Origin of the sequence: Lentzea alba (assembly GCF_047445655.1) — a bacterium.
In the GTDB taxonomy this organism is placed as follows: Bacteria; Actinomycetota; Actinomycetes; order Mycobacteriales; family Pseudonocardiaceae; genus Lentzea; species Lentzea alba_A.
The window spans coordinates 118,098-143,796 of record NZ_JAJAEG010000002.1; the positions used below are offsets into that span (position 1 = coordinate 118,098).

The 25,699-nt window shown below is 68.6% G+C and carries 19 protein-coding genes; 13 read left to right on the forward strand and 6 right to left on the reverse strand.

From position 1 onward, the window contains the following. Positions 1-124 precede the first annotated feature (124 nt). Together LFM09_RS03605 and LFM09_RS03610 are read left to right on the forward strand one after the other, a co-directional pair. Positions 125-1,342 (forward strand): glycosyltransferase, encoded by a 1,218-nt coding sequence (locus tag LFM09_RS03605; protein WP_414094790.1) that lies wholly within the window; start codon positions 125-127, stop codon positions 1,340-1,342. Next, positions 1,339-3,369 carry a glycosyltransferase family 39 protein gene (locus LFM09_RS03610; protein WP_414094791.1) on the forward strand — a complete coding sequence of 677 codons (2,031 nt, stop codon included), beginning with the start codon at positions 1,339-1,341 and terminating at the stop codon, positions 3,367-3,369. Before LFM09_RS03605 ends, LFM09_RS03610 begins: the two co-directional genes overlap by 4 nt. Before the next feature lie 323 nt (positions 3,370-3,692). Here the strand turns inward: LFM09_RS03610 and LFM09_RS03615 are convergent, their stop codons facing one another. After that, entirely contained in the window at positions 3,693-5,072 is a 1,380-nt protein-coding gene (locus LFM09_RS03615; RefSeq protein WP_414094792.1) for an SdrD B-like domain-containing protein, read from the reverse strand. 172 nt (positions 5,073-5,244) lie between these two features. On the opposite strand from LFM09_RS03615, the gene LFM09_RS03620 reads away from it, so the two are divergent. The 4 genes from LFM09_RS03620 to LFM09_RS03635 are packed head-to-tail and all read left to right on the forward strand — an operon-like array spanning position 5,245 to position 8,951. Then, on the forward strand, positions 5,245-6,555 hold the full coding sequence (locus LFM09_RS03620; RefSeq protein ID WP_414094793.1) for a DUF2252 domain-containing protein: 1,311 nt from the start codon (positions 5,245-5,247) through the stop codon (positions 6,553-6,555). Positions 6,556-6,584: 29 nt separating this feature from the next. Beyond that, a complete protein-coding gene (locus LFM09_RS03625) occupies positions 6,585-7,700 on the forward strand; it encodes a glycosyltransferase (RefSeq protein ID WP_414094794.1) in 1,116 nt (371 codons plus the stop codon). Beyond that, positions 7,697-8,302, forward strand: a complete 606-nt coding sequence (locus tag LFM09_RS03630; RefSeq protein ID WP_414094795.1) for a TetR/AcrR family transcriptional regulator — start codon at positions 7,697-7,699, stop codon at positions 8,300-8,302. Before LFM09_RS03625 ends, LFM09_RS03630 begins: the two co-directional genes overlap by 4 nt. Positions 8,303-8,345: 43 nt before the next feature. Further along, positions 8,346-8,951 (forward strand): DsbA family protein, encoded by a 606-nt coding sequence (locus LFM09_RS03635; protein ID WP_414094796.1) that lies wholly within the window; start codon positions 8,346-8,348, stop codon positions 8,949-8,951. Here the strand turns inward: LFM09_RS03635 and LFM09_RS03640 are convergent. From LFM09_RS03640 to LFM09_RS03650, 3 genes are all read right to left on the reverse strand, one after another. Further along, positions 8,942-10,873: a right-handed parallel beta-helix repeat-containing protein gene (locus LFM09_RS03640; protein WP_414094797.1), complete on the reverse strand. Its 1,932-nt coding sequence runs from the start codon at positions 10,871-10,873 to the stop codon at positions 8,942-8,944. The genes LFM09_RS03635 and LFM09_RS03640 overlap by 10 nt on opposite strands. 9 nt (positions 10,874-10,882) lie before the next feature. Beyond that, the gene (locus LFM09_RS03645; protein WP_414094798.1) at positions 10,883-12,007 is read right to left on the reverse strand and encodes a hypothetical protein; all 1,125 of its coding nucleotides are present in this window, start codon (positions 12,005-12,007) and stop codon (positions 10,883-10,885) included. A 76-nt stretch (positions 12,008-12,083) separates the two neighbouring features. After that, entirely contained in the window at positions 12,084-13,013 is a 930-nt protein-coding gene (locus LFM09_RS03650) for a diguanylate cyclase (protein ID WP_414094799.1), read from the reverse strand. A gap of 214 nt (positions 13,014-13,227) precedes the next feature. Here LFM09_RS03650 and LFM09_RS03655 point away from each other — a divergent pair, with 214 nt between their 5' ends. The 4 genes from LFM09_RS03655 to LFM09_RS03670 are packed head-to-tail and all read left to right on the forward strand — an operon-like array spanning position 13,228 to position 17,121. Further along, entirely contained in the window at positions 13,228-13,938 is a 711-nt protein-coding gene (locus LFM09_RS03655) for a hypothetical protein (protein ID WP_414094800.1), read from the forward strand. 47 nt (positions 13,939-13,985) lie between these two features. Beyond that, a complete protein-coding gene (locus tag LFM09_RS03660) occupies positions 13,986-14,543 on the forward strand; it encodes a hypothetical protein (RefSeq protein WP_414094801.1) in 558 nt (185 codons plus the stop codon). Then, the gene (locus tag LFM09_RS03665) at positions 14,530-15,744 is read left to right on the forward strand and encodes an MAB_1171c family putative transporter (RefSeq protein ID WP_414094802.1); all 1,215 of its coding nucleotides are present in this window, start codon (positions 14,530-14,532) and stop codon (positions 15,742-15,744) included. Before LFM09_RS03660 ends, LFM09_RS03665 begins: the two co-directional genes overlap by 14 nt. Next, positions 15,745-17,121: an NAD(P)/FAD-dependent oxidoreductase gene (locus LFM09_RS03670; RefSeq protein ID WP_414094803.1), complete on the forward strand. Its 1,377-nt coding sequence runs from the start codon at positions 15,745-15,747 to the stop codon at positions 17,119-17,121. Here the strand turns inward: LFM09_RS03670 and LFM09_RS03675 are convergent. Further along, positions 17,105-17,578 (reverse strand): VOC family protein, encoded by a 474-nt coding sequence (locus LFM09_RS03675; RefSeq protein WP_414094804.1) that lies wholly within the window; start codon positions 17,576-17,578, stop codon positions 17,105-17,107. The two genes, LFM09_RS03670 and LFM09_RS03675, sit on opposite strands and share 17 nt — an antisense overlap. 86 nt (positions 17,579-17,664) lie before the next feature. Between LFM09_RS03675 and LFM09_RS03680 the strand changes: the two genes are divergently transcribed. Then, positions 17,665-18,618, forward strand: coding sequence for a helix-turn-helix transcriptional regulator (locus LFM09_RS03680; protein ID WP_414094805.1), 954 nt, complete (start codon positions 17,665-17,667; stop codon positions 18,616-18,618). A 224-nt stretch (positions 18,619-18,842) separates the two neighbouring features. On the opposite strand, the gene LFM09_RS03685 is transcribed toward LFM09_RS03680, so the two are convergent. Next, positions 18,843-19,370, reverse strand: a complete 528-nt coding sequence (locus LFM09_RS03685) for a DUF4262 domain-containing protein (RefSeq protein WP_414094806.1) — start codon at positions 19,368-19,370, stop codon at positions 18,843-18,845. A gap of 94 nt (positions 19,371-19,464) precedes the next feature. On the opposite strand from LFM09_RS03685, the gene LFM09_RS03690 reads away from it, so the two are divergent. Together LFM09_RS03690 and LFM09_RS03695 are read left to right on the forward strand one after the other, a co-directional pair. After that, positions 19,465-22,515: a hypothetical protein gene (locus tag LFM09_RS03690; RefSeq protein ID WP_414094807.1), complete on the forward strand. Its 3,051-nt coding sequence runs from the start codon at positions 19,465-19,467 to the stop codon at positions 22,513-22,515. After that, positions 22,515-25,649, forward strand: a complete 3,135-nt coding sequence (locus LFM09_RS03695; protein ID WP_414094808.1) for a TIR domain-containing protein — start codon at positions 22,515-22,517, stop codon at positions 25,647-25,649. Before LFM09_RS03690 ends, LFM09_RS03695 begins: the two co-directional genes overlap by 1 nt. Positions 25,650-25,699: the final 50 nt, after the last annotated feature.

Consider the following 25,699-nt stretch of genomic DNA (forward strand, 5'->3'; position numbering starts at 1 on the left):
TGTGTGACCCGGCCACCTCTCACGAATCTCTCAGCAGAAGCCAAGGCTGTTCTCACGACCACGTCAGCACTCTCGGTTGCAGAGCGGTCACACCTGTGTCCACTGTGGAACGGAGAGGGAGCACATGGCGGTGAGCACCGCGCAGGAGACGGCGACGGTGGACATCATGATCCCCGTCTACAACGAGGAACGCGCCCTGCCCGGCTGCATCGAGGTGCTGCACCGGTTCCTGGGCGAGCAGTTCCCGTTCGACTGGTCGATCGTCGTCGTGGACAACGCCAGCACCGACGGCACGCTGGAGGTCGCCGGCGCACTGGCCGAGAAGTACGAGCGGGTGCGCGTGCACCACCTCGACCGCAAAGGCCGCGGACTGGCGTTGAGGGAGTCCTGGGGCGCCAGCGAGGCGACCGTCGTCGTCTACATGGACGTCGACCTGTCCACCGGGCTGGACGGCCTGCTGCCGTTGGTCGCGCCGCTGGTCAACGGCCACTCGGACCTCGCGATCGGCTCACGGCTGGCACCGGGTTCGCGCACGGTCAGAGGCCCGCGGCGCGAACTCGTGTCGCGCGGCTACAACGCGTTGATCCGGCTCACCCACGGTGCCCGGTTCAGCGACGCCCAGTGCGGCTTCAAGGCCGCCCGCACCGAGGTCGTCCGGCCGTTGCTGGGGCAGGCTCGTGACGAGGCGTGGTTCTTCGACACCGAGCTGCTGCTTCTGGCCGAGCACAACGGTTTGCGGGTGCACGAGGTTCCGGTCGACTGGGTCGAGGACGTGGACAGCCGGGTCGACGTCGTCGGCACAGCCATCGACGACATCAAGGGGTTGATCCGCGTGGCACGAGCCAAGGCGAACGGCACAGCGCTCGTGACCGGGCTGCCGCGCAGACCCCAGCCCCGCGCCATCCACCCGGACGCCGTGCTGAGCCGCAGCGAGGGCGGGCTCTCCTGGCAGATGCTGTCGTTCGCGGCCATCGGCGTGATCTCCACGCTGGCGAACCTGGCTCTGTACGGCGTTTTCCGGCTGTGGTGGCCGGTGCTGGTGGCGAACCTCGTGGCGTTGATCATCACCACCCTCTTCAACACGGAGGCCAACCGCCGCTTCACCTTCACGGCTCGCAACACCACCCGAGGCAAGACACATCTGCAGGGTTTCGTGGTGTTCGGCCTCTACTACGCGTTCACGTCAGGCGCGTTGCTCGTGCTGCACGCTGCTTCACCCAATCCGCCCCGCCTGCTCGAACTGGCCGTGCTGCTCGGCTCGTCGGCGCTCGGCACGGTGGGGCGCTTCTTCCTGTTGCGGAGCTGGGTGTTCCGCCGGGACGACCGAAAGGACCAGGCATGACCGCCACTCTCGAAGTGGCCGCCCCCGAGGGCAGTTCAACGCGTTCCTCCCGTTGGCACATCTGGGCTCTCGCCGCGATCTGCGTGGTGGCCGGCGCGTTGTACGTGTGGGCGATCGGTGCGGGACAGGTCGGCAACTCGTACTACTCGGCCGCCGCGAAGTCCATGTCGACGTCGTTCACCAACTTCCTGTTCGGCTCGTTCGACCCCGCCGGCGTGGTGACGGTCGACAAGCCGCCGATGGCGTTGTGGCCGCAGGCGATCGCCGTGTGGATCTTCGGTTTCCACGGCTGGGCGGTGTTGCTGCCGCAGGTGATCGAGGGCGTCGCGGCGGTGTTCCTGTTGCACCGCACCGTTCGGCTGTGGGCCGGCGAGAAGGTCGCGCTGCTCGCGGCGTTGATCTTCGCGCTGACGCCGATCACCGTCGCGATCAACCGGGACAACAACCCGGACACCCTGCTGGTGTTGCTGCTCGTTGCCGCCGCCTATGCCTTCACACGGTCGGTGAAGTCCTCGGAAAGCCGCCCGCGGACGAAGTGGTTGCTGTGGTGCGCGTTCTTCATCGGGTGCGGGTTCCTCACCAAGATGCTGCAGGCGTGGATCGTGGTGCCGGCGTTCGCGCTGGCCTACCTGGTCGGGACGTCCGCGCCGGTCAAGCGGCGGGTGCTCGACCTGCTGGCGGCGGGTGCGGTGCTGGTCGCGTCGTCGTTCTGGTGGGTGGCGCTGCACGCGTGGTGGCCCGGTGCCAAGCCGTACATCGGCGGGAGCACCGACGGCGGCGCGTGGGACCTGATCATCGGTTACAACGGCCTCGGCCGGGTGTTCGGCGGCAGCGGCAACCGGGGCCCCGGCGGTGGTGGCCAGCCCGAGCTGATGATCTACACGCCCAACGGCGTGCAGACCGGTGGCAGCGCGATGTTCGGCGGTCAGCCAGGGGCCACGCGCATGTTCGACGCCGCGACCGGCGGGCAGATCTCGTGGCTGTTGCCGTTGTGCTTGCTGGTCCTGGCCGCGGTGTCGGTCGCGGGGTTGTTGCGCTGGCGCCGCGGGGTTCCCGGCAACCCGGCCGAACGCGCGGGCTGGTTCATGTGGGGCGGCTGGTTGCTGGTCACGGCCGCGGTGTTCAGCTTCGCCCAGGGGATCTTCCACCCGTACTACACGACGATGCTGGCTCCGGCCGTGGCCGCCGTCAGCGCTGCGGGGCTCGCGATGTTCTGGCGGGCACGGAGTTTCGTGCGGTTCCTGCTGCCGGTGGGGATCGCGATCACGGCGGCGTGGGCGTTCGTCGTGGTCTCGCGCGACGCGTCCTGGAACGGGTGGACCCGGTGGGTCGTGATCGGAGTCGGCGCGGTGGCTATCGTCGGGCTGCTGGCAGGGCTGCGCCGGGCAGGGCTGGTGGCCGCGCTGGTCGCGGTGCTGCTGACGCCTGCCGTGTGGTCGACGGCCACCGCGGCGCGGGCGACCGGGAACGGCGTGATGCCGGCTGCCGGGCCGGTGCAGATGGGCCCTGGCCGCAACTTCAGCGGCCCGCCTCCTCAGGGCCAGATGCCTCAGGGCCAGACACCTCAGGACGGTGCGCAACAGCGTCAGCAGCCGGGCCGAACCGGTCAGCCGCAGGTGGGGATGATGCCCGGCCCCGGTGGCGGTGGGCCCAGGGCTGAGCTCACCGATGAGCAGAAGCGGATCCTCAACTACGCCAAGGAGAACGGTGACGGCGCGGAGATCACCCTCGCGATCGCGAGCTCGGCCCAGGCCGCCTCGCCGTACATCATGGGCTCCGACGAGGTGGTGATCGCCATGGGCGGGTTCTCCGGCTCGGACAACGCACCCTCGGTCGACCAGCTGCATGCGTGGGTCGACGAGGGCAAGCTCAAGTTCGTGCTCAGTGGCGGCGACCGCATGGGCGGCGGTCCTGGCGGCCGCACCGATCACGGCCGCCAGGAGTGGATCCAGCAGCACTGCACCGCGGTGGACCCGAGCGCCTACGGCGGCGGAACCGCGCAGACGCTGTTGGAGTGCCACGCCTGATCATCCGGTTGTTGTTGCGCTGGAACGCTCACCGGCACCTCCTCGGTGCCGGTGAGCTCCAGCGCACGGTGTACCTGTTCTTTGCTGGCGCCGAACATGAAGCACATGCCGTCGACGCTAGTTGCGGGCCGGCTGGCAGGGCTTCTCGATTCCTGCTCGGCTAGTGGTGTGGCCCGGAACGTTGCCGGGGGAATTCGCGGTCAGACGGGTGCATCGTGGTGCCGCCCCCACGTCCTCATCCTGGTTGGCTGTGGGCGTGGGGGCGGTACCGCGAGGCGCCCTGCTGAGCGTGGATCACCTCGCCAACGTTCCGGGTCGCACCCCTAGGCCTGCGGCAGCAGTGAGATGACCCGCCACGTCTCGCGGTCCGCGGTGACCGCGATCTCCCGTTCGACCGGGCTGGCGTACCGCCACGGACCGTCCACCGACGCCAGGTACCGGCCGGCGGGCATCCTCGGCATCTGCACGGTGCCGTTCGCGTCCGTCACCGTCTCGGCCACGTCCGCGCCGGTGTAGAAGTCGCGCAGGACGAGCCTGGTGTTCGCGATCCCCTCGCCTGCGTCGATCTTGTAGTTCCTGTTCGCGTCGTGGTAGAGCGCGCCGTTGACCTGACCGAACCCGCCGGGCACGCTCGCCCTGGCGGTCGCTTCCGCCAGACCGTCGCTGTGCTGCGCGTGCGGGCCGAAGCGGCAGTCCGCTACCAGTTCACCGCTCGTGACCGCCTCCTGCGGAACCTGCTCGACGACGGTGTAGGTCGCGACCGCGCCGGTCCAGAGGTTCACGCCGTTGGGCGGCGCCAGCTTGCCCCACTCGGGGCCCACGTCGACGTGGTCCTTGCCGAACACGCGGCACGCTGCCTGGACGCCGCGGATCGGGCGATCGTCGTTGTTGGCCAACGTGACCGTGATCCTCGCCTGCTCGCCGGGCTGGTAGGTGTCCTTGTCGAACTTCAGCCCGGCCTTGAGCGTCTCGGAGACCGGCCGTGCGGCGCGCACGGAGAGGTCGACCCCGTCGGGCGTGACGAGAACACTGCGCACCGACTGGTCGAACGGCACCACCCAGCCGCCGGGGACGCTGTAGCTGACCGTCCACCTGCCGCCCGGTGCGTCCTCGAACAGGAAGCGCCCGTCCGCGTCCGTGATGCGCGTCGCGAACTGCCTGCGGGCGCCCCAGACCCGAACCTCGGTGCCTGCTGCCGCCTCACCCGCGTCCTGCCGGCCGTTGCGGTTGTGGTCGGTGTAGACGACGCCGCTGATGTCACCCCTGGTCGGCGTGATCGTGGCAGAGGCGGAGAAGCTGTCGTCGTTGTTGTTCTGCCGGCCTTCGTAGGCGAGGTAGCCGCTGAACGTCAGCCCCGTGGCGTCCTGCTCCACCCGGTCGGCCACCCCACCGGAGATCTCGACGACGCGGGTCTCGCCCGGCTCCACCCGGACACCCGCACCGGTGAACGCGGTGAGCGGAGCCCAGTCCCACCTGTCATAGGTCACCGGGTAGGGCGGGTACGCGAGGAGAACGCGGTTGGCGGCCTGCCCGCCGACGTTCCTGATGGTGAACTTCATCCGCATCGTGTCGTGCAGGGCGTAATGCGACTTGTCGAACTCGAGAGTGGTGCGGAGGGACGGGCCCTCCTGCGCGTGTGCGGTGCCCGTCATCGCGAGCACCAGGGCAGCGGCCAGCGCGAGGCCGATCGGTCTTCTGTACAAGGTGATCCCCCATGATCAGTCTTCCCCCGACCCTCCAATGCGCCTCGTGCCCGGTTTGTTGCGTTCTGCGGTCAACCACGCGGAACTCGCGGCGAAATTTGCACGCGCACCAGGCGGTGAGCGCATCCTCGTGCTGGGATGCACGTCCTCAGGTCCGAGAGGGAGGGGTCTCATGACCGATCGCGGCGACCGCATTGTGAGCGTGCTCGAGGACGCCTTCGCCGGACTGATGGCGGCCGACCCGGCCGCGTTCCGGCACAAGTTCCGCAAGATGGCGGCCGAACCGTTCGCGTTCTACCGAGGCAGCGCCTGCCTGTTCTACGCCGACATGGCTGAGCTTCCTGACGAGTGGGCCGACGAGCGCACCGGCCGGATCTGGATCCAGGGCGACCTGCACGCGCAGAACTTCGGCACGTACATGGACTCCGAGGGCACGCTGGTCTTCGACGTCAACGACTTCGACGAGGCCTACCTCGGCTCGTTCACCTGGGACCTCCGCCGGTTCGCCGCGTCGATGGCCCTGCTGGGCTGGCGCAAGGCATTGCCGGACAGCGTGATCACCGACCTGGTCCGCACCTACGTCTCGGCCTACGTCGAGCAGGTCCGGTCGTTCGCCCTGCGTCCCGGTGACGAGCTCTTCAGCCTGCGCCTGGACAGCACCGAGGGCGCTCTGCACCGCGTCCTGCAACGGGCCCGGCTGGAAACGCGGATCGGGTTGCTGAACGAGAAGACCGTCGTCGTGGACTACGACCGCAGGTTCCGCCGCGACCGTGAGGGCACGCACGAGCTGTCCTCTTCGGTGCGCGCTGCCGTCGAGGAGGCTTTCGCGTCCTATTTGGACACGATTCCCACCGGGAAGCGGCTCTCGAGCATCACCTACGCCGTGAAGGACATCGTGGGGCGTTCCGGGTTCGGCATCGGGTCGGCCGGCCTGCACGCCTACAACATCCTGGTCGAGGGGCGGTCGCAGGCGTTGGAGAACGACGTCGTGCTGTCGATGAAGCAGGCCAACGTGGCCGCGCCCAGCCGGATCGTGTCCGACTCGCGGATCCGGGAGTACTTCACCGATCACGGGCACCGGACCGCGGTCTCGCAGCGGGCTTTGCAGGCGCACGCCGATCCGTGGCTCGGGCACACGCAGATCAACGGGGTCGGGTACGTGGTCGCCGAGCTGTCGCCGTACGAGGCGGACCTGGACTGGTCCGACCTGACCGAGCCGGCGGACATGCTGCCCGTGCTCGGCTATCTCGGGCGGGCCACGGCGAAGATGCACTGCGTCGCCGACGAGGACTCCGCGCAGACTTTGGTGGCGTTCCAGTGCGAGGAGGCGATCGCGGCGGCCATCGGGGACCGCGACTCGGAGTTCGCGGACTCGATCGTCACGTTCGCGCTCGACTACGCACGCCAGACCCGCGAAGACCACCGGCTGTTCGTCGACGCCTTCCGCGAAGGCCGGATCAAGGGGGTCGACTCGACGGCGTGACTATTCGTTAGAGGCGTACTCTGATCAATATGCGCATTCTCTTCTCAAGTGTTCCTCAGCACGGCCACCTGCTGCCGTTGTTCCCGCTTGCCCGCGCGTTCCAGGAGCGCGGGCACGAGGTAGCCGTGCTGACCGCGGCCGGGATGGCGCCGGTTCTCGCAGCTCAGGAGCTCAAGCACCTGCCGGCCGGGCCGTTGCCGGACGTGCTGTTCGCCGAGGTCGCGCGCCGGACGGGAGCCGATCCGGCGCACGCTCCGACGCCCGACTCGGTGGCGGAGTTCTTCGCCGGCACCCGCATCGACCTGACCGCGGACGAGGCGTTCGCGGCGACCGCAGACTTCGCGCCGGACCTCGTGGTGGCCGAGCTGTGCGACTACGTGGGGCCGTTGGTGGCCGCGAAGGCGGGTGCGCCGGTCGCGACGCTGGCGTTCGGGCCGCCGTTGCCGCCGGTGTTCACCGAGGCCATGGACGCCATGGCCCGCACCCGCCACGAGGCGCGGGACCTGCCGTGGTCGGAGCGCCGCTGGTTGCTGGACACCTGGCCCGCGTCGATGCGGGCGGACGGCTGGCAGCAGCCGCAGGGCTGGTTGCCGTTGCGACCTGAGGCGTTCCGGGAGCCCGAGGCGGCCGAAACCAAGCTGCCGGCGACGAACGAGCCACGGGTGCTGGTGACGTTCGGCACGTGGTTCAGCGACCCGCAGAAGCTCGGCCCGTTGCTGCGGGAACTCTCCACTCTGGACGTCGACGTCGTGGTGACGCTGGGACTCGCGGCCAAGCCCGAGGACTTCGGGGTGGACGGAGTCACGTTCGTCGGCTTCACCCCGATGGAAGACCTGCTCGACGGCGTGGACGTCGTCGTGACCCACGGCGGCGCGGGCACGACTTCGGCGGCGTTGCAGAAGGGTGTGCCGCTGGTGGTGCTGCCGCAGGGCGCTGACCAGTTCTTCCAGGCCGAGCGGGTGGCCGCGGCGAGGGCCGGCGTCGCGCTCGGGCCGGAGAGCCAGACGCCCGAAGCGTTGGTGGCGGCGGTCAAGACCGTGTTGGAGGATGCGAGCATTCAGGACAACGTCACCACGATCGCCAAGGAGATCGCGGAGATGCCGGACGCGAACGAGGTGGCTGCCGTGCTGGAAGCTGGTCGATGACGAGGCCGTACCACTCACCGCGCCGCGCGCAGGACGCCGCCGACACCCGGCGGGACATCCTGCGCGCGGCCGCGGAGTTGTTCTCCGCCAACGGGTATGCGCGCGTGACGGTCGCGGACATCGCCAAGCGGGCCGGGGTCGCGCCGCAGACCGTGTACTCCAGCGCGGGCAGCAAGTCGGAGATCCTGCACAAGGTCGTCAACGAGTCGATCGCGCGCAGCGACTCCAGAACGACCACGGAGGCCATCCGGAAGACCGACGGGCTGGCGACGGCGCTCACGTTGCTGGCGAAGGGAACCCGGCTGGGCAACGAGGGTGAGCAGCAGGTCGTCGACGCGCTGTTCGCGGCGTTCCCGGTGCACGAGGACGGCGCGGCGCTGTGGGAGCAGAGCACGACCGCCTACCGGCAGGCGCTCAGGGACGTCGCGGAGCACCTCGTCGACAAGAGACTGATCACAATGGACGTCGAGAAGGCGACGGACGTGCTGTGGTTCTGCTTCGGCTTCGGCGCCTGGCGGACCCTGGTCAAGGAGTGCGGCTGGTCCTGGGACGACGCCGAGCGGTGGCTGGCCCAGCAGGCCGTCACGATCTTCAGCCACTGACCCGGCGGAAATATCTGGCGCCCCGGATCGATTGGAACAGGTTGTGCAGCTCGTCTACGTCTTCGACGCCTATTGCGGCTGGTCGCACGCGTTCTCCGGAACGCTGCGGGCCGTCACCGCGCGCCACCCCGAACTGCCGGTCGAGGTGATCTCGGGCGGCCTGTTCACCGGCCAGCGCCGGGTGCCGATCCGTGAGTTCGGCTTCATCAGGGGCGCGAACGCCCAGATCACCGAACGGACCGGTGCCCGGTTCGGCCAGGCCTTCGACGACCTGCTCGACGAGGGGTCGTTCGTCATGGACTCCGAGGCCGCCGCCCGCGGGCTGATGGCGCTGCGCCAGGCCGCGCCGGACCGCGCGGTCGACCTGGCGGTCGCGATGCAGGAGGCGTTCTTCCACGACGGTCTGAGCCTGTCGGACGTCAAGACCTACCGGACGATCGCCAACGCCTGCGGCCTCGACTCCGATGCCGTCGTGTCGGCGTTCAAGACCGGCGAGGCGGACGCGGACTTCGCGCGTGCGGCCCGGCTGGGCGTGAACGGGTTCCCGACGTTGATCGCCGTGCGCGGCAACGAGGCGTACGCGCTCGCCCGCGGCCACTCCACCGCCGAGCAGATCGAGGAACGGCTGACCGTCCTGAGTCAGAGGTAGGTGTCCGGGCTGCCGTTGCCGGTGGAGTCGCAGTCCACGATCGTCGCGTTCGCCTTGTCGTTCTGGCGGAAGCCTTCGCGCTGGTTGTCCTTGGCGACGCACCGCGTGAGCGTGGTGGTGCCGAAGACGATCTGGAAGCCCGCCTCCGCGCCGCCCACGGCCTGACACTGCTCGAACGTCGTCACGCCGCCCTGGAGCAGCACGCCCTCGCGCCCGGAGCCGGTGATCACGGCACCGCTGAAGTCGCCCATGCCGCCGTAGATCTCGATGCCGTGCCTGACGGTGTCCGTGATCGTGAGGCCGGTGGCGGTGAGCGTGCCGTTGTAGAGGTGGAGTCCGCTCGTGGCACCGCGCACCGTCACGTCCGTGATCGTCGTGCGGCCGTCGGAGAGGAAGAACGCCGAGTCCGTGATGCCGTCGAACGTGCAGTCGCTTATGTCTGCGACGCACTCCTCGTGCATCACCCGCAGCCCGGTGGACTCGCTCATGGTGCAGCCGCTCATGGTGAGCTTGCCGGCCACGGTCAGCTCGGCGCGCAGGTGGCAGTTCTGGAACGTGACGGCACCACCGCGCCCGCTGGACACCGTGGGACCGCCGAACTCGCAGTTCTCGAACACCGCGGTGATGCCGTTGGTCAGCCAGACCGCGCCGGTGAAGGCGATGCCGGCGGCGGTCACGTCACCGCCGAGGCTGAGCACGAAGTCGTTCTCGCAGATCACCCGGACCGGCTCCCCCACCGCCCTGAGGTCCAGTGCCTTGTTGGACCCGACCCCCTCGCGGTACTCACCCGGTTCGATCTCGATGACGTCGCCGGCTTCGGCTGCCTCCACGGCTTCGCTGATCGTTCTGTAGCCGTTCGGGCCGACCCTGCGCACCCCCGCGCCCGTGCTGGTGCGGGGAAACAGGCCGGTCTGCCCCACCTCGTCCGGACTGCCGTTGCCGAACGAACTGCAGTCGGTGAGCGAAACCCGCTGCAGCAACGAGAATCCCTGCCCGGCGTTGTTGTGCGCGACGCACCGGACGAACTCCGCCTGCCCGCCGACCACGAGGAACCCGTCGCGGTCGGAGTCGATCGCCTCGCACTCGTCGAACCGAGCCCGGCCCGCCATCATCCACACCGCGGGTCCGTGCGTCCCGGTGAACCTGGTCGCCGCGAACAGCACCTGGCCGCCGCTGATGAGAACCCCTTCGCCCCCAACGCTTTCAACCCTGGTGCGGTCCGCGCGCAGCACACCGTGCTCGATCTCGAACGCCGGCCCCGCACCTCCGTGCACAGTGGACTCCCAGACCTCGGCCCGGCCACCACTCACCTTGATCGCCGCGACCGGACCGCCCTCGAAGTCGTTCTTGTGCAACATGATCACGGCACCGCGCTGGGCGACGACCGCGTGCCCGCCCTGCCTGGTGAACCGGCAGTCGGCAACCGTGAAGTCGGAACCGACCGCAGCTGTGATCGAGTCCAGCCCGGTGTCGGTGAACACGCAGCCCCAGTACTCCCCGCCCGCCGACTCGACGCGCAACCCGTGCAGCGCGGGCCCGATCCGGCAGTCCAGCACCTCGGGCTTGGCATTCGCGCGCACACGGATCCCGATGTGCGAAGGCGCGCGCACCTCGCACTCGACGAGCTTCGGCGCGATCGGTCCGGTGACCTCGACGGCCGCCGCACCCCACGCGTTGCCGATGATGACCAGCTCACGCACGGTCGCGTCGGCCAGCAGCATCAGCGTGTTCCCCGTACTGGAGGAGAGAGTGACGGTGCCGGGTCCCTGTTGCGGCCGCAGCTCGACCGGCTTGTCGACGACCACTTCGCCGTCGTGGTGGCCGGGTGCCAGCTCGATCACGTCGCCGGGCCGGGCCGACCTCAGGGCCGCCGGGAGGTCTGCGAAACCGCCGTCGCCGACCAGGAGCACGTCACTTCGCACTGCGCGAAGCTACCTGGACCGGACCCGGGATTCGATGGTTCCGCGCAACGCTTTGGCAAACCGCCGCAGCCCTCGCGGATCCGGCCGGTAAGCGAGGATCTCGTGGCCGCCGATGTCACGCGCGAGCTGACCGTCCACCACCGTCCGCCCGTCGGGCAACGTCCTGGTCAGCACGTCCAACCGGCCGACCAGCACGCACCTGTGCCCCAGGGTCGGCAGCAGGGTGTTGATCTCCCAGCTCAAGTTCTCGGACGGGATCGACACATCGATGATCACCACACCGGAAGCGTGCGCGAAGGCGATCACGGCCTGCTGCCACGAGTCGTGCGCCACGGTGACGACGGTGAGGCGCGGCGACAGGATCTTGCTGCTGTTCTTGGCCATCTTGGCCACCCTGGTGGGGACCTCGCGCTGCGACCGGATGCGCGCGGTCAGCGCCCGTTCGGCCCGGCGCGCCTTGAAGTAGCTGAAGAGCAGCAGTGGCACGGAAACTCCGACCAGTGCGATCAGCAACCACATCAGGATGAAGATGATGATCCCGAGGGCGAACGCGGCCCCGAGCGCCTTGCCGATGCCGTCCAGGCCGTCACCGCCGCTACCGCCCGAAACCGTTGCGCTGCTGACGAAGTCGTTGATCACGATGTCCGCACCGAACTGGTAGAACCACCACACGAACACACCGACCGCGGCAAGCAGCACGAATGTGCCCGCACCCGAAGCCTTGCGCGGCGCGGCCGACCCGCCGACGCCCTTCACCATGTCGTCGTCGAGCGTCACCAGCCGCCACGAGCCACCGATCGCGTTCGTGGCGGCAAAGCTCAGCGCTCGCGTCGCGTCGGCGTAACCGAAGCGCCGCAAGAACAACACGAGCTGGCGCCGTCCGCGCAGCAGCTGGAGTCCGATCAAGAGTCCCGCGAACGCGGCGACCACGCACCAAGCCGTGTAGAGGGCGACCTTGGTCCGGTCCGAGGAGTCGACGGAGTCGGTCACCTGCATCGCGACCAGGTAGACGAGTCCGATCAGGCCCACCACGCCGACGAGGATCAACGGCACCGCGGCTGCGACGGCCACGGCTCGGCGCATCCGTCTGCCCATGTCCGGGCTCGGCCCGTCCAGCACGATCCGCACGCTCACGGTCGCCTCCCCCTGTGATGCCGCAACATCAGTGTGAGGAAGGCGGGGTCGCTCCTGATACAGAGCGATCGGGTGACTAGTGGACCAGGCCGTGGTGGCGGTTCGTCCAGGCCGCGACCGCGGGCAGCACGTCCGTGATCCACTCGCGAGCAGCAGCGGTGAGCTCGTAGCGGGCTGCACGCCGAAGCACGAACCCGTTCTCCTGCAACCGTTCCAAGGTCCGGTGCACCTTCGGGCCCAACGTGGAGACCAGCTCTTCGAGCGCCTTGGCACCCTCGGACAACGCGACCAGGACGTGCGGCAGCTGCTCGTGGCTCATGAGGTCCTGCAACGTGATCAGGTGGTGCAGCGCCGAGGTGTCGGTCTTCCGCTCCGCCGCGAAGGCGCTCGGGTCGTGCACCCGGACGCGGGCGCGGCCGTTGCGCTTCGCCCGTTGCAGGGCCGCGTCGGTGTCGCGGACCAGGTCGATCAGCGTGTTCTCGGTGCCCGGGACGTGGGAGGCGACGCCGATGGACGCGGTCTGGTCGTAGAGGGTGAGGCCGTAGCCGTCGTTCGTGGTGACCTCGGTTTGCAACGACCGGATGCCGCGCAGCATGCGTTCGGCTACGACGGCCGCTTCTCCTGCTGTGGTTCGGGGCAGCAGCACGAGGAACTCATCGCCGCCGTACCGGCAGACGAGGTCGGACGAGCGTGTGTGGGTCACGAGCACTTTGGACACGTCGGTCAGCACGACGTCGCCGGCGGGGTGACCGTATTCGTCGTTGATCTTCTTGAAGCGGTCGAGGTCGATCATGAGCAGCGCGACCTGTTCCCACCGGCGCTGGGCGCGGCGGTACACCGCGGGTGCCTGGTCGTCCCAGCCCCAGCGGCCCAGCAGGCCGGTCAGGCGGTCCGTGGCCCACGCGCCGACCGGTTGCGCGCACGAACCACAGCGTGAGGGAGCGCTCTCGTCGTGCAGGCGAAGAGCATCATGGTTCACCTGAAGCCCCATCCGCGCAGTCGTCATGAGTCCCCCCAGACTTCAGCTCTGACTGGCCCGAGCTGCCCCTTTCAACTGAAGTGACGTCGTTCGGATCAAACTCGACACAGCAGTGCAAGCGGCGGAGTGTGATCATAGGACTACGGTCTGGTGGATTCAACCCCTGTGATGCCATATGATCCGCGGGTTCCACAACAGTGGAATGATCGCTGGCCAGGGGTCGCTCCAGCGGAGGTGTGGCGTGAGGCCGTTCGCCGAGGTGCTCAACGAGTTGTGCAACAACCCGCCCAACGGCCGAGGCAAGGTGACCAACGTAGCGCTTGCCGCCGCGGTCAAGGCACGGGGTGGCGACATCGGGCACGGCTACATCTCGCAGCTGCGGCTCGGCGTCAAGGACAACCCGACCTGCCAGGCCATCGTCGACCTCGCCGGCGCTTTAGGCGTGCACCCCGCCGTGTTCCTGGGTGGCCGCGCCGAGCTGCACCCCGGTGAGCAGGCCGGGTGGCGGGACAACGCGCTGAGCACGCTCTTCGAGGCCGTGCACCCGCCGGACCGCGGGCCGTGGTCGCCGGAGGAGGTCGCCGCCGCGATCAGCTCGTCCGGGCAGTTCGGCAGCATCTCCGCCAGCTACATCCGCGAACTGCTGAGCAACACCAGCGACAACCCGCGGCTCAAGCACATCCTCGGGCTGGCCGACCACTTCGGCGCCGACCCCGCGTACTTCTTCGACGACGACCTCGCGGCACGGGTCGACTCGGAGCTGACCGACTTCCTGGCCCTGCGCGAGCTCGGCGTGGTCGAGTTCGTCACCCGTCTGGCCGAACGTACGGGCCAACTCTCCCCGCAGGCCAGGGCTGCTGCGGTAGAAGGGTTCCGGCAGGCGCTGGAGGTCGGTGAGGGCTGGACGTTCCCGATGAAGGGCCGCCGAACACCTCCGGACCAGATGGCGTGAAGATCGCTGTCTGGACCGCGGCAGAAGACACCGAGAGGAGGCGACGGGTGAACCGCAGGAAACTGCGCAAGCTGGTCGACGAGGTCGCCCGTGACCTCGACCTGCCGCCCGACGCCACGCATCGGGACGCGAGCCGCCAGGTCTGCGAGCTGATGAGCGAACGGCTGGGGCGTCCCGTCGACGTCCGCTTCGCCGCCATCACGAACGCGGTCTGCCTGAGCGGTGCGACCGCGTTGCTCGAGAACGGCACGTATCTCGTCATCTGCGCGGACTCCCCGTCCTGGTACCACCGCCTGCACGTGCTGCTGCACGAGTTCGCGCACGTGTTGCTGGAGCACCAGCCCGTGGCGCTGAGCCGCAGCGAGGGCATGCGCAAGCTGGCGCCGCACCTGCTGCCGCGGATGGCGCAGATCATCGCCGGCCGGACGACGCTGACCGAGGACGAGGAGCGCGAGGCCGAGAACCTCGCCGACCACCTGCTGGAGCGTTTGACGGAACACCGCGTGTGGGCCGACACTGCCGCCACGGAGGCGGCGCCGCACGTGCGGCGGGTCGCCGAGTCTCTCGAAGGAAGATCTCGCTGGGTGCGTCGTGGCGATCTTTAACCTGATCTACCTCTCGTGCGGCATCGTCGGCCTGCTCCTCCTCGCGTACAAGATCCGTGCGCTGCGGTCGAGCTGGGGCAGCCCGCGGGTCGTGGCGTTGATCTCGACCGTGTTCTTCTCGGCGTTCGCGGTTCTCTTCGCCGCGCCCGCGAACATCACGTGGATCAACTGGGTCAGCGGCGTGCCGAACTTCGCCGCGCTGCTCGTCTACGCCCTCGTGGTGTGCTTCGCCGGTGCCGCCTTCGCGTTGGTGCTGTACTGGCGCTACCCGGCAGCCCAGGCGTGGCAACGGGTTCGGCTCATCCTCGTGAGCTACGGCTCGATCGTCGCGGCGATGATCGTGCTGTTCTTCAAGTCCGAGGTCGAGGAAGAGCGCCAGGTCGACTTCGACACGTTCTACGCCACCCAGCCCACGGTGGCGGTCTTCCTGTTCATCTACCTCGTGGCGACCGGCATCGGCTGTGGTGGTCAGGCCTACCACTGCTGGCAGGGCGCGCGGGACGAGGCGATCTCCGCGCGGCCGTGGCTCGCCCGCGGCCTGCGCTGGTACTGCGCCGCCGGACTGTTCCCCGTGGCGTTCGCCGTCATCAAGCTCTTCGTGCTGCTGATGGACTGGTTCGGTGAGCGCAGCTTCGACGTGCTGAGCCTGACCGCACCGCTGATGGCGTCCCTGTCGATCTTCCCGCTGGTGATCGCGATGGCGCTGCCGGTCTTCGGCCCGCGCCGCCCGTCGCCCTCGTTGTGGCTGCGGCGCTGGCGGACGTACTTCGCGTTGCGGCCGCTGCACCGCGCACTGGTGCACGTGAACCCCGGCATCGTGCTGGTGGCGCCGGGCAAGTTCCTCAACCCGCACCACCGGGTCCGCCGGCAGATCATCGAGCTCAACGACTGGCGCTGGGCGCTCACGCCGTACTTCGACCTGTCCGTCGGTGAGACCGCGACTTCTCTCGCGCACCAGGCTTCGCTGTCCAAGGACGAGGTCGCCGCCGTCGTGGAGGCCGCTCAGCTGCGGGCCGCCGGTTCGTCCGGCCGACGCCAGCCGGCCAAGCGCCGGCCCATCTCGGAGATCGTCGACGGCACCGACCTCGCCACCGAGCACGACAGGTGGGTGCGGATCTCGCGCGCGTTCCAGCACTCGCCGATCGTCGACGCCGCCATCGCCGACACCGTGCGCGTGCAAGCAGCAGGGGGAAAAGAGTAGATGGCACCCACACACGCCGTTGTTCTCGGCGGAGGGCTCGCGGGCATGCTCGCGGCGTCCGTCCTCGTCAGACACTTCGACGAGGTCACCGTGGTGGAGCGGGACAAGCTGCCGGACGGGCCCGAGCCGCGTTCCGGCGTGCCGCAGGCGCGGCACGCGCACCTGCTGATGTCCGGTGGCGCACGGGCGATCGAGTCGTTGCTGCCGGGGACGATGGACGCCCTGGTGGCAGCGGGCGCGCATCGGATCGGGGTGCCGAACGACCTGGTGTCGCTGAGCGCTCAGGGTTGGGTGCCGCGGTTCCCCGAGATGCAGTTCATCGTCTCGTGCAGTCGTGGACTGCTGGACTGGGTCGTTCGTTCACAAGCGTTGCGGGACAACAAGATCTCGGTGCTGACCGGGACCGAGCCGGTGTCGTTGCTCGGTGATCGTGCCGCTGTCACCGGGGTTCTGGTCGAGGACCGGATCTCGCGCGAGCAGATCTCGCTGGAGGGCGATCTCGTCATCGACGCGACCGGGCGGGGCTCTCGGTTGCCTTCGTGGTTGGCCGACTTCGGGCTGCCCTCGGTGCACTCCGAGAGCGTCGATTCCGGACTTGCTTATGCCACGCGGATCTTCCGTGCCCCCGAGTCTGCTGCTTCGGATTTCCCGATCGTCAACGTGCAGGCCAATCCGCGGGATCCGCATCCAGGGTGCACGGCGACCCTGCTGCCCATCGAGGACGGTCGGTGGCTGGTGACGCTGTCCGGTACTCGCGGTGGGGAGCCTTCCACCGACGAGTCCGAGTTCGTCGCCTTTGCCCGGTCGGTGCGCAATCCCGTCGTGGGTGAGCTGATCGCTTCGGCCGAGCCGTTGACGCCCGTGTACGGGTCGCACAGCACCGCGAACCGGCGGATGTTCTTCGAGCGCATGAAGTCGTGGCCTGCTGGGTTGCTGGCGCTGGGTGACTCGGTCGCCACCTACAACCCTGTTTACGGGCACGGGATGTCGATCGCGGCGCAGAGCGCGGTGGCGTTGGACGCGGGACTTGCGGCCGGGCTGCCCGTTGGGCGGATTCAGCGCAGCATCGGCAAGGTCGTGGACGGTGCCTGGGCGATGGCCACCAACCAGGACATCCTCTATCCGGACGCGGTCGGGAAGCCGTTGCCGCTGACCGGGCGGGTGCTGCAGCGCTATGTGGACCGTTTGGTGCGCACGGCGACCACGGAGGCCGCGGTGACTCGGGCGTTCCTGGACGCGTTCACGCTGTCCGCGCCGATGGCGAACCTGGTCAGCCCCAAGGTGGTGTGGGCGACCATGCGCGGACCCCGGCGCGAGGTGTCGCCGGAGCCCACGCTGACCGCTGCCGAGCGCGAGCGGGTCACCGGGCCGGCGTGAAGTCCGTGCTCGTCACGTAGTCCATGGCCTTGGCGAACGCCGGGTCTTCCATCCTGGCGTTCAGCTCCTCGTCGGTCGGCTCGGCCACGCGCTGGTGGATCCACCACAGGTTGCCGAACGGGTCCTCGAACCGGCTGACCCGGTCGCCCCAGAAGAGCTCGGTGGGCTCGGTGATGGTCTTGGCGCCGCGTGCGGTGGCCCTGCGGTGGATCTCGGCGTCGTCCGCGACGTAGAGGCGGAGGAAGCCCGGGGTCTTCGGCCAGTTCGGCTTGTCGAAGAGCATGACCACCGAGTCGCCGATGCGTACCTCGGCGTGCCCGATCTCCGGCGGTTCGCCGACGCGGCCGATCTCGGTGGCGTCGAAGACCTCGATGATGAAGTCGATCAGCTCGGCTGTGTGGCCGTTGGTGATCAGCCACGGTGTGACGGTGTGGTAGCCCTCGGGCACGACGTTCATCCCGGTTCCCCTCGTTCGGTTCGTTGGGACCACCGTATTTCGCATATAGGACGATTTCGGTCCTAGTTCTGGACTAGGTTTTCAGCATGAGCGATGCGGCCCGGTTGTTGCGCTTGCTGTCCTTGCTGCAGACCCCGCGTGAGTGGCCCGGCAGCGAACTGGCGGCCCGGCTCGAAGTGACGCCACGAACGGTGCGCCGTGACATCGACAGGCTGCGCGACCTCGGGTATCCCGTCGAGGCCACGATGGGCGTGCTCGGCGGGTACCGGCTGGTCGCGGGCAAGGCGATGCCGCCACTGCTGCTCGACGACGAGGAGGCCGTGGCCATCGCGGTCGGCTTGCGCACCGCGGCCCGGCAGCCGGTCGCGGGCATCGCCGAGGCCTCCTTGCGGGCGTTGGCGAAGCTGCAGCAGGTGTTGCCGCCTCGGCTGGCTCGGCGGGTGTCGTCGCTGACCGGGGCGACGTCGTCTTCCGCCGACTCGTTCGCCACGCTGGTCGACCCGGTTCAGCTCACCGTGATCGCCGGGGCGGCTGTCGGGTGCGAGCGGGTGCGGTTCGCCTACGTGACGAACGAGGCCGCGGTCTCGCGGCGGCACGTCGAGCCTGTTCAGTTGGTCGCGCTGGGCCGGCGCTGGTACCTCCTCGCGTTCGATCTTGAGCGGAACGACTGGCGGATCTTCCGGCTGGACCGGATCTCGGACGCGCTCGCCACAGGTGCCCGGTTCGCGCCTCGGGTACCGCCGGGCGGGGATGCGGCGGAGTACGTGAAGCAGAAGATGTACGACTCGGCGCCCACCTACCGGGCTCGGGCCACGTTGCAGCTGCCGGTGGAGGTGGCGCGGGCTCGGCTGGCGGACTTCGCCGGGGACCTGGAGGCCGTCGACGCCGGGTCGTGTTCCTGGCACAGCACCGAGGACACCATCGAGTACCTGGCGTTCCGGCTCACCTTGCTCGGGTGCGAGTTCACCGTGCACGAGCCGCCGGCGTTGGTGGAGCACCTGCGCGGGCTCGGGGAACGGATCACGCGGTCAGTCGGCTAGTGGCGTAGCCCGAAACGTTGCTGCGCGAATTCACAGCCAGACGGCGGCACAACGGGCGCCAGCCGTAGCCGGCATGCCAGTCGATCGGGGCGCACTGCGGTGCCGTCCACGTGTGCTCTGCGGACCAGTGCCGCGAGGCGTCCTGCCGAGCGTTCACCTCAGCATGCCGAGGTCCCGCCACCAGCCGCCCACGAACCAGCGAACACCAGCCAGCCCACCGAGCCTCAGCCGCTCGGCGGGCTCGCTCTCACCCCCAACACGGGCTGCCCACCCCGCACCCCGTCGAAGTCGCGCTCCCAAGGCCAGCGCCCCGCATCATCGGCGTGCACGAGCTGCAGAGCCTGAATGCCCTCACCGAACAACCGCGCGGACACCAGCAGGTGGGCCCACGGCCGTTCCACCTTCACCACCTCCAGCAACGGTCCGCCGGGCAGGCAGAAGCGTTGACCGGGCGAAGGTACGCAGGTGTGGGCCAGGTGTTCGGCCGTGTCGTCCAGCAGGCGGCCGGCTTCCAGCAGGGGCATGCCGGTCACCACGAGCTCGGGCAGGCCGCGCAGGGTCAGGCCGACGGTGTAGGCCCAGGGCGGGTGGGCTCGGTCTCGTTCGATCGCCTGCACTGCCCAGCCTCGGGCGTCGATGCAGCGCTGCAAGACCGCCAGGTGTTCGTCCATGCGGCTTGCGGGGTGGTCGCAGTCCCAGCACACGGGATCCTCCTCGGTTCGGGTGGTGGGTTCCAGTGTGGCGGCGGGCACCGACAAGATCGTTTGGGCAGTTCGTGGACAGAAAGTTGACAAACGATCTGGCGGCCGTCTGGATCGTTAATCTGCGACGCACGGAGGAACGTCCATGCGCCAACGAACGCTTCTCATCGCGTTGGCCGCCGTCGTGCTTGTTGCGGCTGCGGGCATCGTGGTTGTGCTTCTGCCTGATGAGGCTGACGCACAAGGACAGCCAGGCACGACCATCAGCTTCGCGGCTGCGGCGAACGCGCTGAGCGAGGACGCCGTCGAGCGGGCCGACCAGATCAGGGACTGGGCGCGCATCGGGCTCGCCTCGCACCTCGGGATGGACACCGCACGGTTGCGCGATGCCCTCTACGACGCGTTTCCCATCAGGGACAAGGGGTTCGCGGACCTCGCCCGGCAGTCGACCGGGCCGGGCCGGGCGCTCCCGAACGGCGACACGCTGCACCTTCTCGTTCCAGAAGACGACAGAACAACCGCCGGCCTCCTGCTGGACCAGCACCGCACCGACACGGGCAACGACCCAGAACGAGTGCAGATCCACCGGTACGAGGTCAACGGCCAGACGGTCGACATCACCGACGAAGACGCGAAGGGCGCCAACGACTTCCGCGCTCAGAACGGTTACATGAGCAGCAAAATCACCACCCAGGACGAGCTCGACAAATTCCTCGCCACGGCGAAACACCTGTCCACACTGGAGATTCGCGACGACGAGGTCTGGGCGGGCGGCTGGAACTGGCCAGGCCCGGACATCACCGCGGAAGACGTCTCGGTGCTGCAACGCGCCTACAGCAAGGACGAACAGCCGGCGTTCTCGCTCGACCCGCCGGACGAGACGCCGACCGAGCAAGACGTCAGAGCGGTGCTGAAGAACGTCGACCCGCTGACCGTCGACGAGCTCCTCGCCGGAGAGATCGATCCGATGCTGATCCAGGCGGGCGTGTTCGAGTGGGTGACCCCGGACGAGCTGGAAGCGGCAGGCCTGCCCACCGACCGCACCGATCTGTGGTCGATGCTGAACGTCCTGCAGGGCCACCCGCTCTACAACGAGGCTCGCTACGAGGGCGGCATCGCCGGCACCGAAGTCGGCATGACCCTCTTCTACACCGACCTGATCGCGAAGCAGTGGGTCGACGGCGTCGGCGACGGCGTGCCCACGATCAGCGGGTTCGTGCCGGACAGCAAGGCGGAAACCCCACCAGGCCACTGCGCCACCACGCCGAGCGCCGAAAGCGGAAGGCTCTGGTTCGGGCAGAACGACAAGGCCTTCTCCTTCACCGACGACAAGGCCCTGATGGGCGCCCAGTCCACGCGGCTGTTCTCCCGGTCGGACGGCGAAACCGGTGAGGTGGAGCCGTCCTACGGGTTCGGCCGCGGCCTGCAGTGGTGGGACGAGCACTACCGGGCGGTCGCCGACTACGAGGCCCAGTACGCGAGGCTCGACCAGATCATGCGCTGGAGTGGCGCGCTGGAATGGTTGAACAGCAAGAAGAAGAAACTGCCCGAGGTCGAACCGCGCAACGACCTGAAGTTCGCGAGCTGGTTCCAGAGCCGCGACGACCTCAAGGAACGCAGCGACATCCGCCCGGTCGAGCCTCCGTCGGCGGAGCGGGAGTCGGTGCTCACCAAACCGTCCAGCGCCTTCAAGAACTGCGGCTTCAACCGCGTCCGCGGCGGCGTCTCGCTCGGCGACGGGATCGCCCGCGTCGGCACGGGCTTCAACCCCGACCTGCCCACACCACTCAAAAGAGCCGGCCCGAAGGACACGAGCTCGACCAGCGACAAGATCACCGACGTCACGGTCGAGCTGACCCCGCAACGCGAGCGCAAGATCGTCGACCGCACCGAACGCGCCCTCAGCAACACCAACGGAACCGCCGAGGTCCGCACCACCGCCACCGGCCGCGACGTAATCCCGTTGGGCGAGCTGAAGGTCATGCAACCGACGACCCAGGTGCGCCAGCTCGCCACCTCCCTCAAAGCGGAGAACCAGAGGATCGACTACCGGATCGACTACCAGGGCAACCACTTCGGCACCCTCGTCGCGGAGAAGATCGGATCGAGAACCTCGCTCAGCTGGGCCAAGGGAGCGGTCCACCGGATGACCAAAGCGCTGCAGTCGATCCAGCGCGGCAAGAACCTCGACGACGTCTTCTACAGCCAGAACGTCAACGGCCAGCTGAAGCACCGTGTCGGAGGCAAGGACGACCCGTGGCTCACCGTCACCGCGGACGGCCCGGCAGAAGGCTTCACGGTCCGCGCCGGCGTGCCGAACGAGCAGGGCGTCACGACCCACGTGCTCGGCAACCTCGGTCCGCGCGGCCCGCCCTCCGGCGAGTTCATGACGCTGACCAAGCACACAGACGGCCCACCCACAGCGGCATTCAGCGACACCCAGCCGACCGGCTCGAAATACGAGGTCCACACCCCGGACGGGCACCGGGCACCGCTCTACCTGGACGAGAACAGGATCACCGTCCCCACCGGCGATCCCCTGCTGGGCCACAACGGCGCGACCGAAGGCGCGGCCATGCTGCGCGACATCGCCGACGTCCTGGCCAAACCCGGCGAGACCGACGGACTCCTCAACGCCGTCCGGTTCGGCGACGTCGGCGCCATGATCGGCAAGCAGGACATCTTCCTCGCCCCGTCAGGACACCAGTGGTCCACCAGGGTCCTCGAAGCCCTCAACGGCGACCCGGCCGCCACCATGCGCATCACCGACGGCAAGGCGATCCACGTCGACAGGTCGCCACTGCACCGCGTCAACACCCAGAAGCAGGAGATGGGCGAGCTCCTCAACTCCCCCAACACCGTCTTCTACGTCAACGAGAGCTTCGCTGCGACACTGCCCACAAAGGACGGTCCGCTCGCCGCCGACGCACTGCAGCAGGACATCACCGTCACGGTTCGCGAAGTCACCAAGGAGAACTCGCAAACCGTCCCCGCCGATGTCCAGGTGCACCGCAACGCCGAGTGGTTGCGCGTCGACACGGGACCCAGGACCGGCACGTCCACCGGCCTCCACATCGTGATCACGCTGCAGCCGTCGACGACGAACACGACCAGCCCCGCGAGTCCCAGGAGCCCGGCCGCGCGGATCGTGCTGATCTGCCCGGAGAACGACGACGCGAACGGCTGCGGGGACTGATGCGACTCGAGCCGGGCACGCCCCTCGCGAACGCGATCCTGAACGCACAGGCCGCCGCACGCCGCGGCGACGTGCACGGCGTCGACCTCGCCTACCAGCAGGCCGCGAAGATCAGCCTGATCGTCGGGCACGACCACTGCGCCAGTCTGCTCAACATGGGCGCACTGGCCAAAGCCGCCCAGCGCTGCAACGAGTACCTCGCCAGGAAGCCGGACACCGCGCTGAAGGTCCTCCGCGCCCAGATCTACAGCGCCGCAACGGATCACGCCCAGGCCTCCAGAGACGTCAGGGACCTCAGGAAACTGGAGCTCACCGAACTGCAGCAGGCCATGCTCGCGAGAACAGCCGCGCTGGCAGCGGCGGCCCGCAACGACTTCCCCACCGCGGAAAGCGAACTGGACGCCGCCGAACGCCACTTCCACCGTGCCGGCCGCACCGAGTACCTGGAGCACATCGGCAACGACCGGCTGCTGCTCGACGTGCGTCGCAACGCCCACGTGTCCAAGCTCGACGACCTCAAGCCGAGAACCCCGGCCGAGTTCCTCCAGCACTCGACGAGGCTCAGACGTGAACTCCGCTACGAGCACGCGCTGGCGTTGATGACCCGCTGCGTCACGAGCTTCGAGATCGAACCGGCGCTGAGGTTCGCCGTCCTCTACGAGCTGACCGTCCTGCTGGTCATGACGAGGCAACCAGGCGCGGCCCGCAGGCTCTTCCCGTTGCTGGTGGCCGCCGCCGGCCCCGAGGTGCTCTCGAAGCTGCCCGACGCCACCCAAACTCTCGACCCGGAACGCCGCCTCCACCACGTCCGCCGCCTCATCGCGGACGACGAACTGCTCAGGGCGCAAGGTCTGCTGGGCGAGGGAAGCAGCGCCCTGTGGCACCTGACTGCCGCAGAACTCGCCTACGCCAAGGGAAAGCTCGACGACGCAATCCACCACTTCCAGGAAGCCGTCAACCGTTCCGCCCACGCCGAGCTAAACGCGTTGGCATTGCGCAAACTCGGCGACACCTACGCCGACGCCGGCGACGAGGACAAGGCCGTACAGCACTGGGACGACTCCCACCGCGCGGAAGAGCAGATCGCCGACCAGCAGGACACCCCGGGCACGAAGCTCCGGATGCTGCGCGCCGCACGGGACGAGCACGACGGCCGGGTGCTGGCCGCGGTCCGCAGAATCCAGAAAGACGGCAGGAAAGCGTTGCCAGGACTGGTGGTCGCACTCGAAACAGCCCGTGGCGGCACGATCCTCGACGAACGCCGGAACCTGCCGCGGTTCACCGATTTGCCAAAGGCAAAACGCTGGCTCAGCAACACAGTCCGGCACCTCGAACGCGACCAGGTCGTGTGGATGATGCACGCCACCCCGGACCAGCTGCACCACGTGATCATCGGCCGCCGGGTGGCGCACCTCGCCACCGACGTGCACATCAGCGAGCTCACCGAGGCCGTCGGGCGGCTCAAGGCGTGGAAACCCAGGTACAACCCGGCGATCCTCGGCAAGCTGCTCGTCGAACTGACCGAGCTGATCGGACTGGAAGACGTCATCAAGGCGCTCCCACCCAAAGCCACCAGGATCGTGGTCGTGGCGGGCGACCTGCTCGCGGACATCCCACTCGCCGGGCTTCCCGTGCCTGGCACCCACCTCCACCTCGGCCAGACCCACGCGCTGTCCAACCTGCCGTGCCTCTCCGCACTGCCACAGCTCAAAAGACGTTCGCGGCGACAGCGAGGCGACGACACCGCGATCTTCACCCCGGACCCGGCACTTCGGGCACCGAGAACCGAAGGCGACAGGTTCACCGAAGCAGCGGACCTCGAACGCACTCTCAAATCGCACCAGTACCAACGCATCCGGATCGTCGCTCACGGCACCCACAACCGCGCAGACCCCGAACGGTCGTGGCTGCGCTTCGGCTCCGAGCGGGTCTCTGCGGAAGCGTTGGGGAACATGGACTTCAGCGCGTGCGGCACGCTCGTGCTCGGCTCGTGCGAGTCCGGCATGGCCCAGCCCAGAGGCCGTGACGAGAAGGTCGGCTTCGTCCGCGCGGCGATCACCGCGGGTGCGTCGGCGGTCGTCGCCGCCCGCTGGATGGCCGAGCAGGAGGTCGCCGCGCTCGTGCTCGACGCGTTCGACCGCCACCTCGCCAAACTTCCCCGCGACCGCGCCCTGCAGCACGCGCTGAGAGAGGTCGCCGACCGGCATCCGGCCGACTGGGCGTGCTGGTCGCTCCACGGCGATGCGGGTGTTCAGACCAAAGCGGGCCCGCTCCGCAGAAGACTCAGGAAGAACGGAGAACGCGTGCCGCTCGAAACCCGCCCCAAGGTGTTCCTGTCGTTCGCGGGCAAGGACCGTCCGCACGCCGAGCAGCTGCGTGCCGAGCTGGAGGAACGCAACGTCAACGCCTATCTCGACGAGAACGAGATAGCGCCCGGCACCAACGTCGTCAGCGCCATCGACGAAGCCCTGGCCACCTCCGACTACTACGTGCTGCTGTGGTCGGCGAACACCCCGCAACGCGACTGGGTCACCACGGAGTGGACCGCGGCGTTCAACCTGGAGATCAGCCGCCGCCGCGCGTTCCTGTTCATCGTGCGGCTCGACGAGGAACCGCTGCCGCCCCTGCTCGCACCGCGCAAGCACATCGACCTGGTGGACGCGGCCGACCGCCTGGTGACGACCTGGCGCGCGGACCGCAAGTCCGAGCTTCCCGTGTTCCCGCAGCCGATGCCGCCCGCACCGGACGGCCCGACCGTCGCGATCTCGGTGCGCAGCCACGACCTCGGCGTCACGCACGTCGTCATGACCCCGCTGCACCTGACCGGCGCCGCGCTGTACCGGACGGTGTTCAAGGCGTTGCAGCTGCCCACCGAACAGTCGACGTTCGACGGCGCGATCGGGATGCGGTTCTCCTACGAGCTGTTCCAGCAGACCGACCCGATCGCGGACGACCAGTCCACTGTGGAGCTGAGCTCCGACGTGGTGGACCTCGCCATCCGGGTCGAGTCGTTCGGCCCGCGCGGGCCGTACAACAACAAGGAGTTCCTGCCCGACGAGGAGGTCGACGAAGGCCTCGACGTCGACCAGCAACGCATGCTGCTGGTTGCCGCTTTCCGGCATCTCCTTCCGTAGCTCGATGAAGGGCTCTTTCGTCCACCTGAAGTGGACGAAAGAGCCCTTCA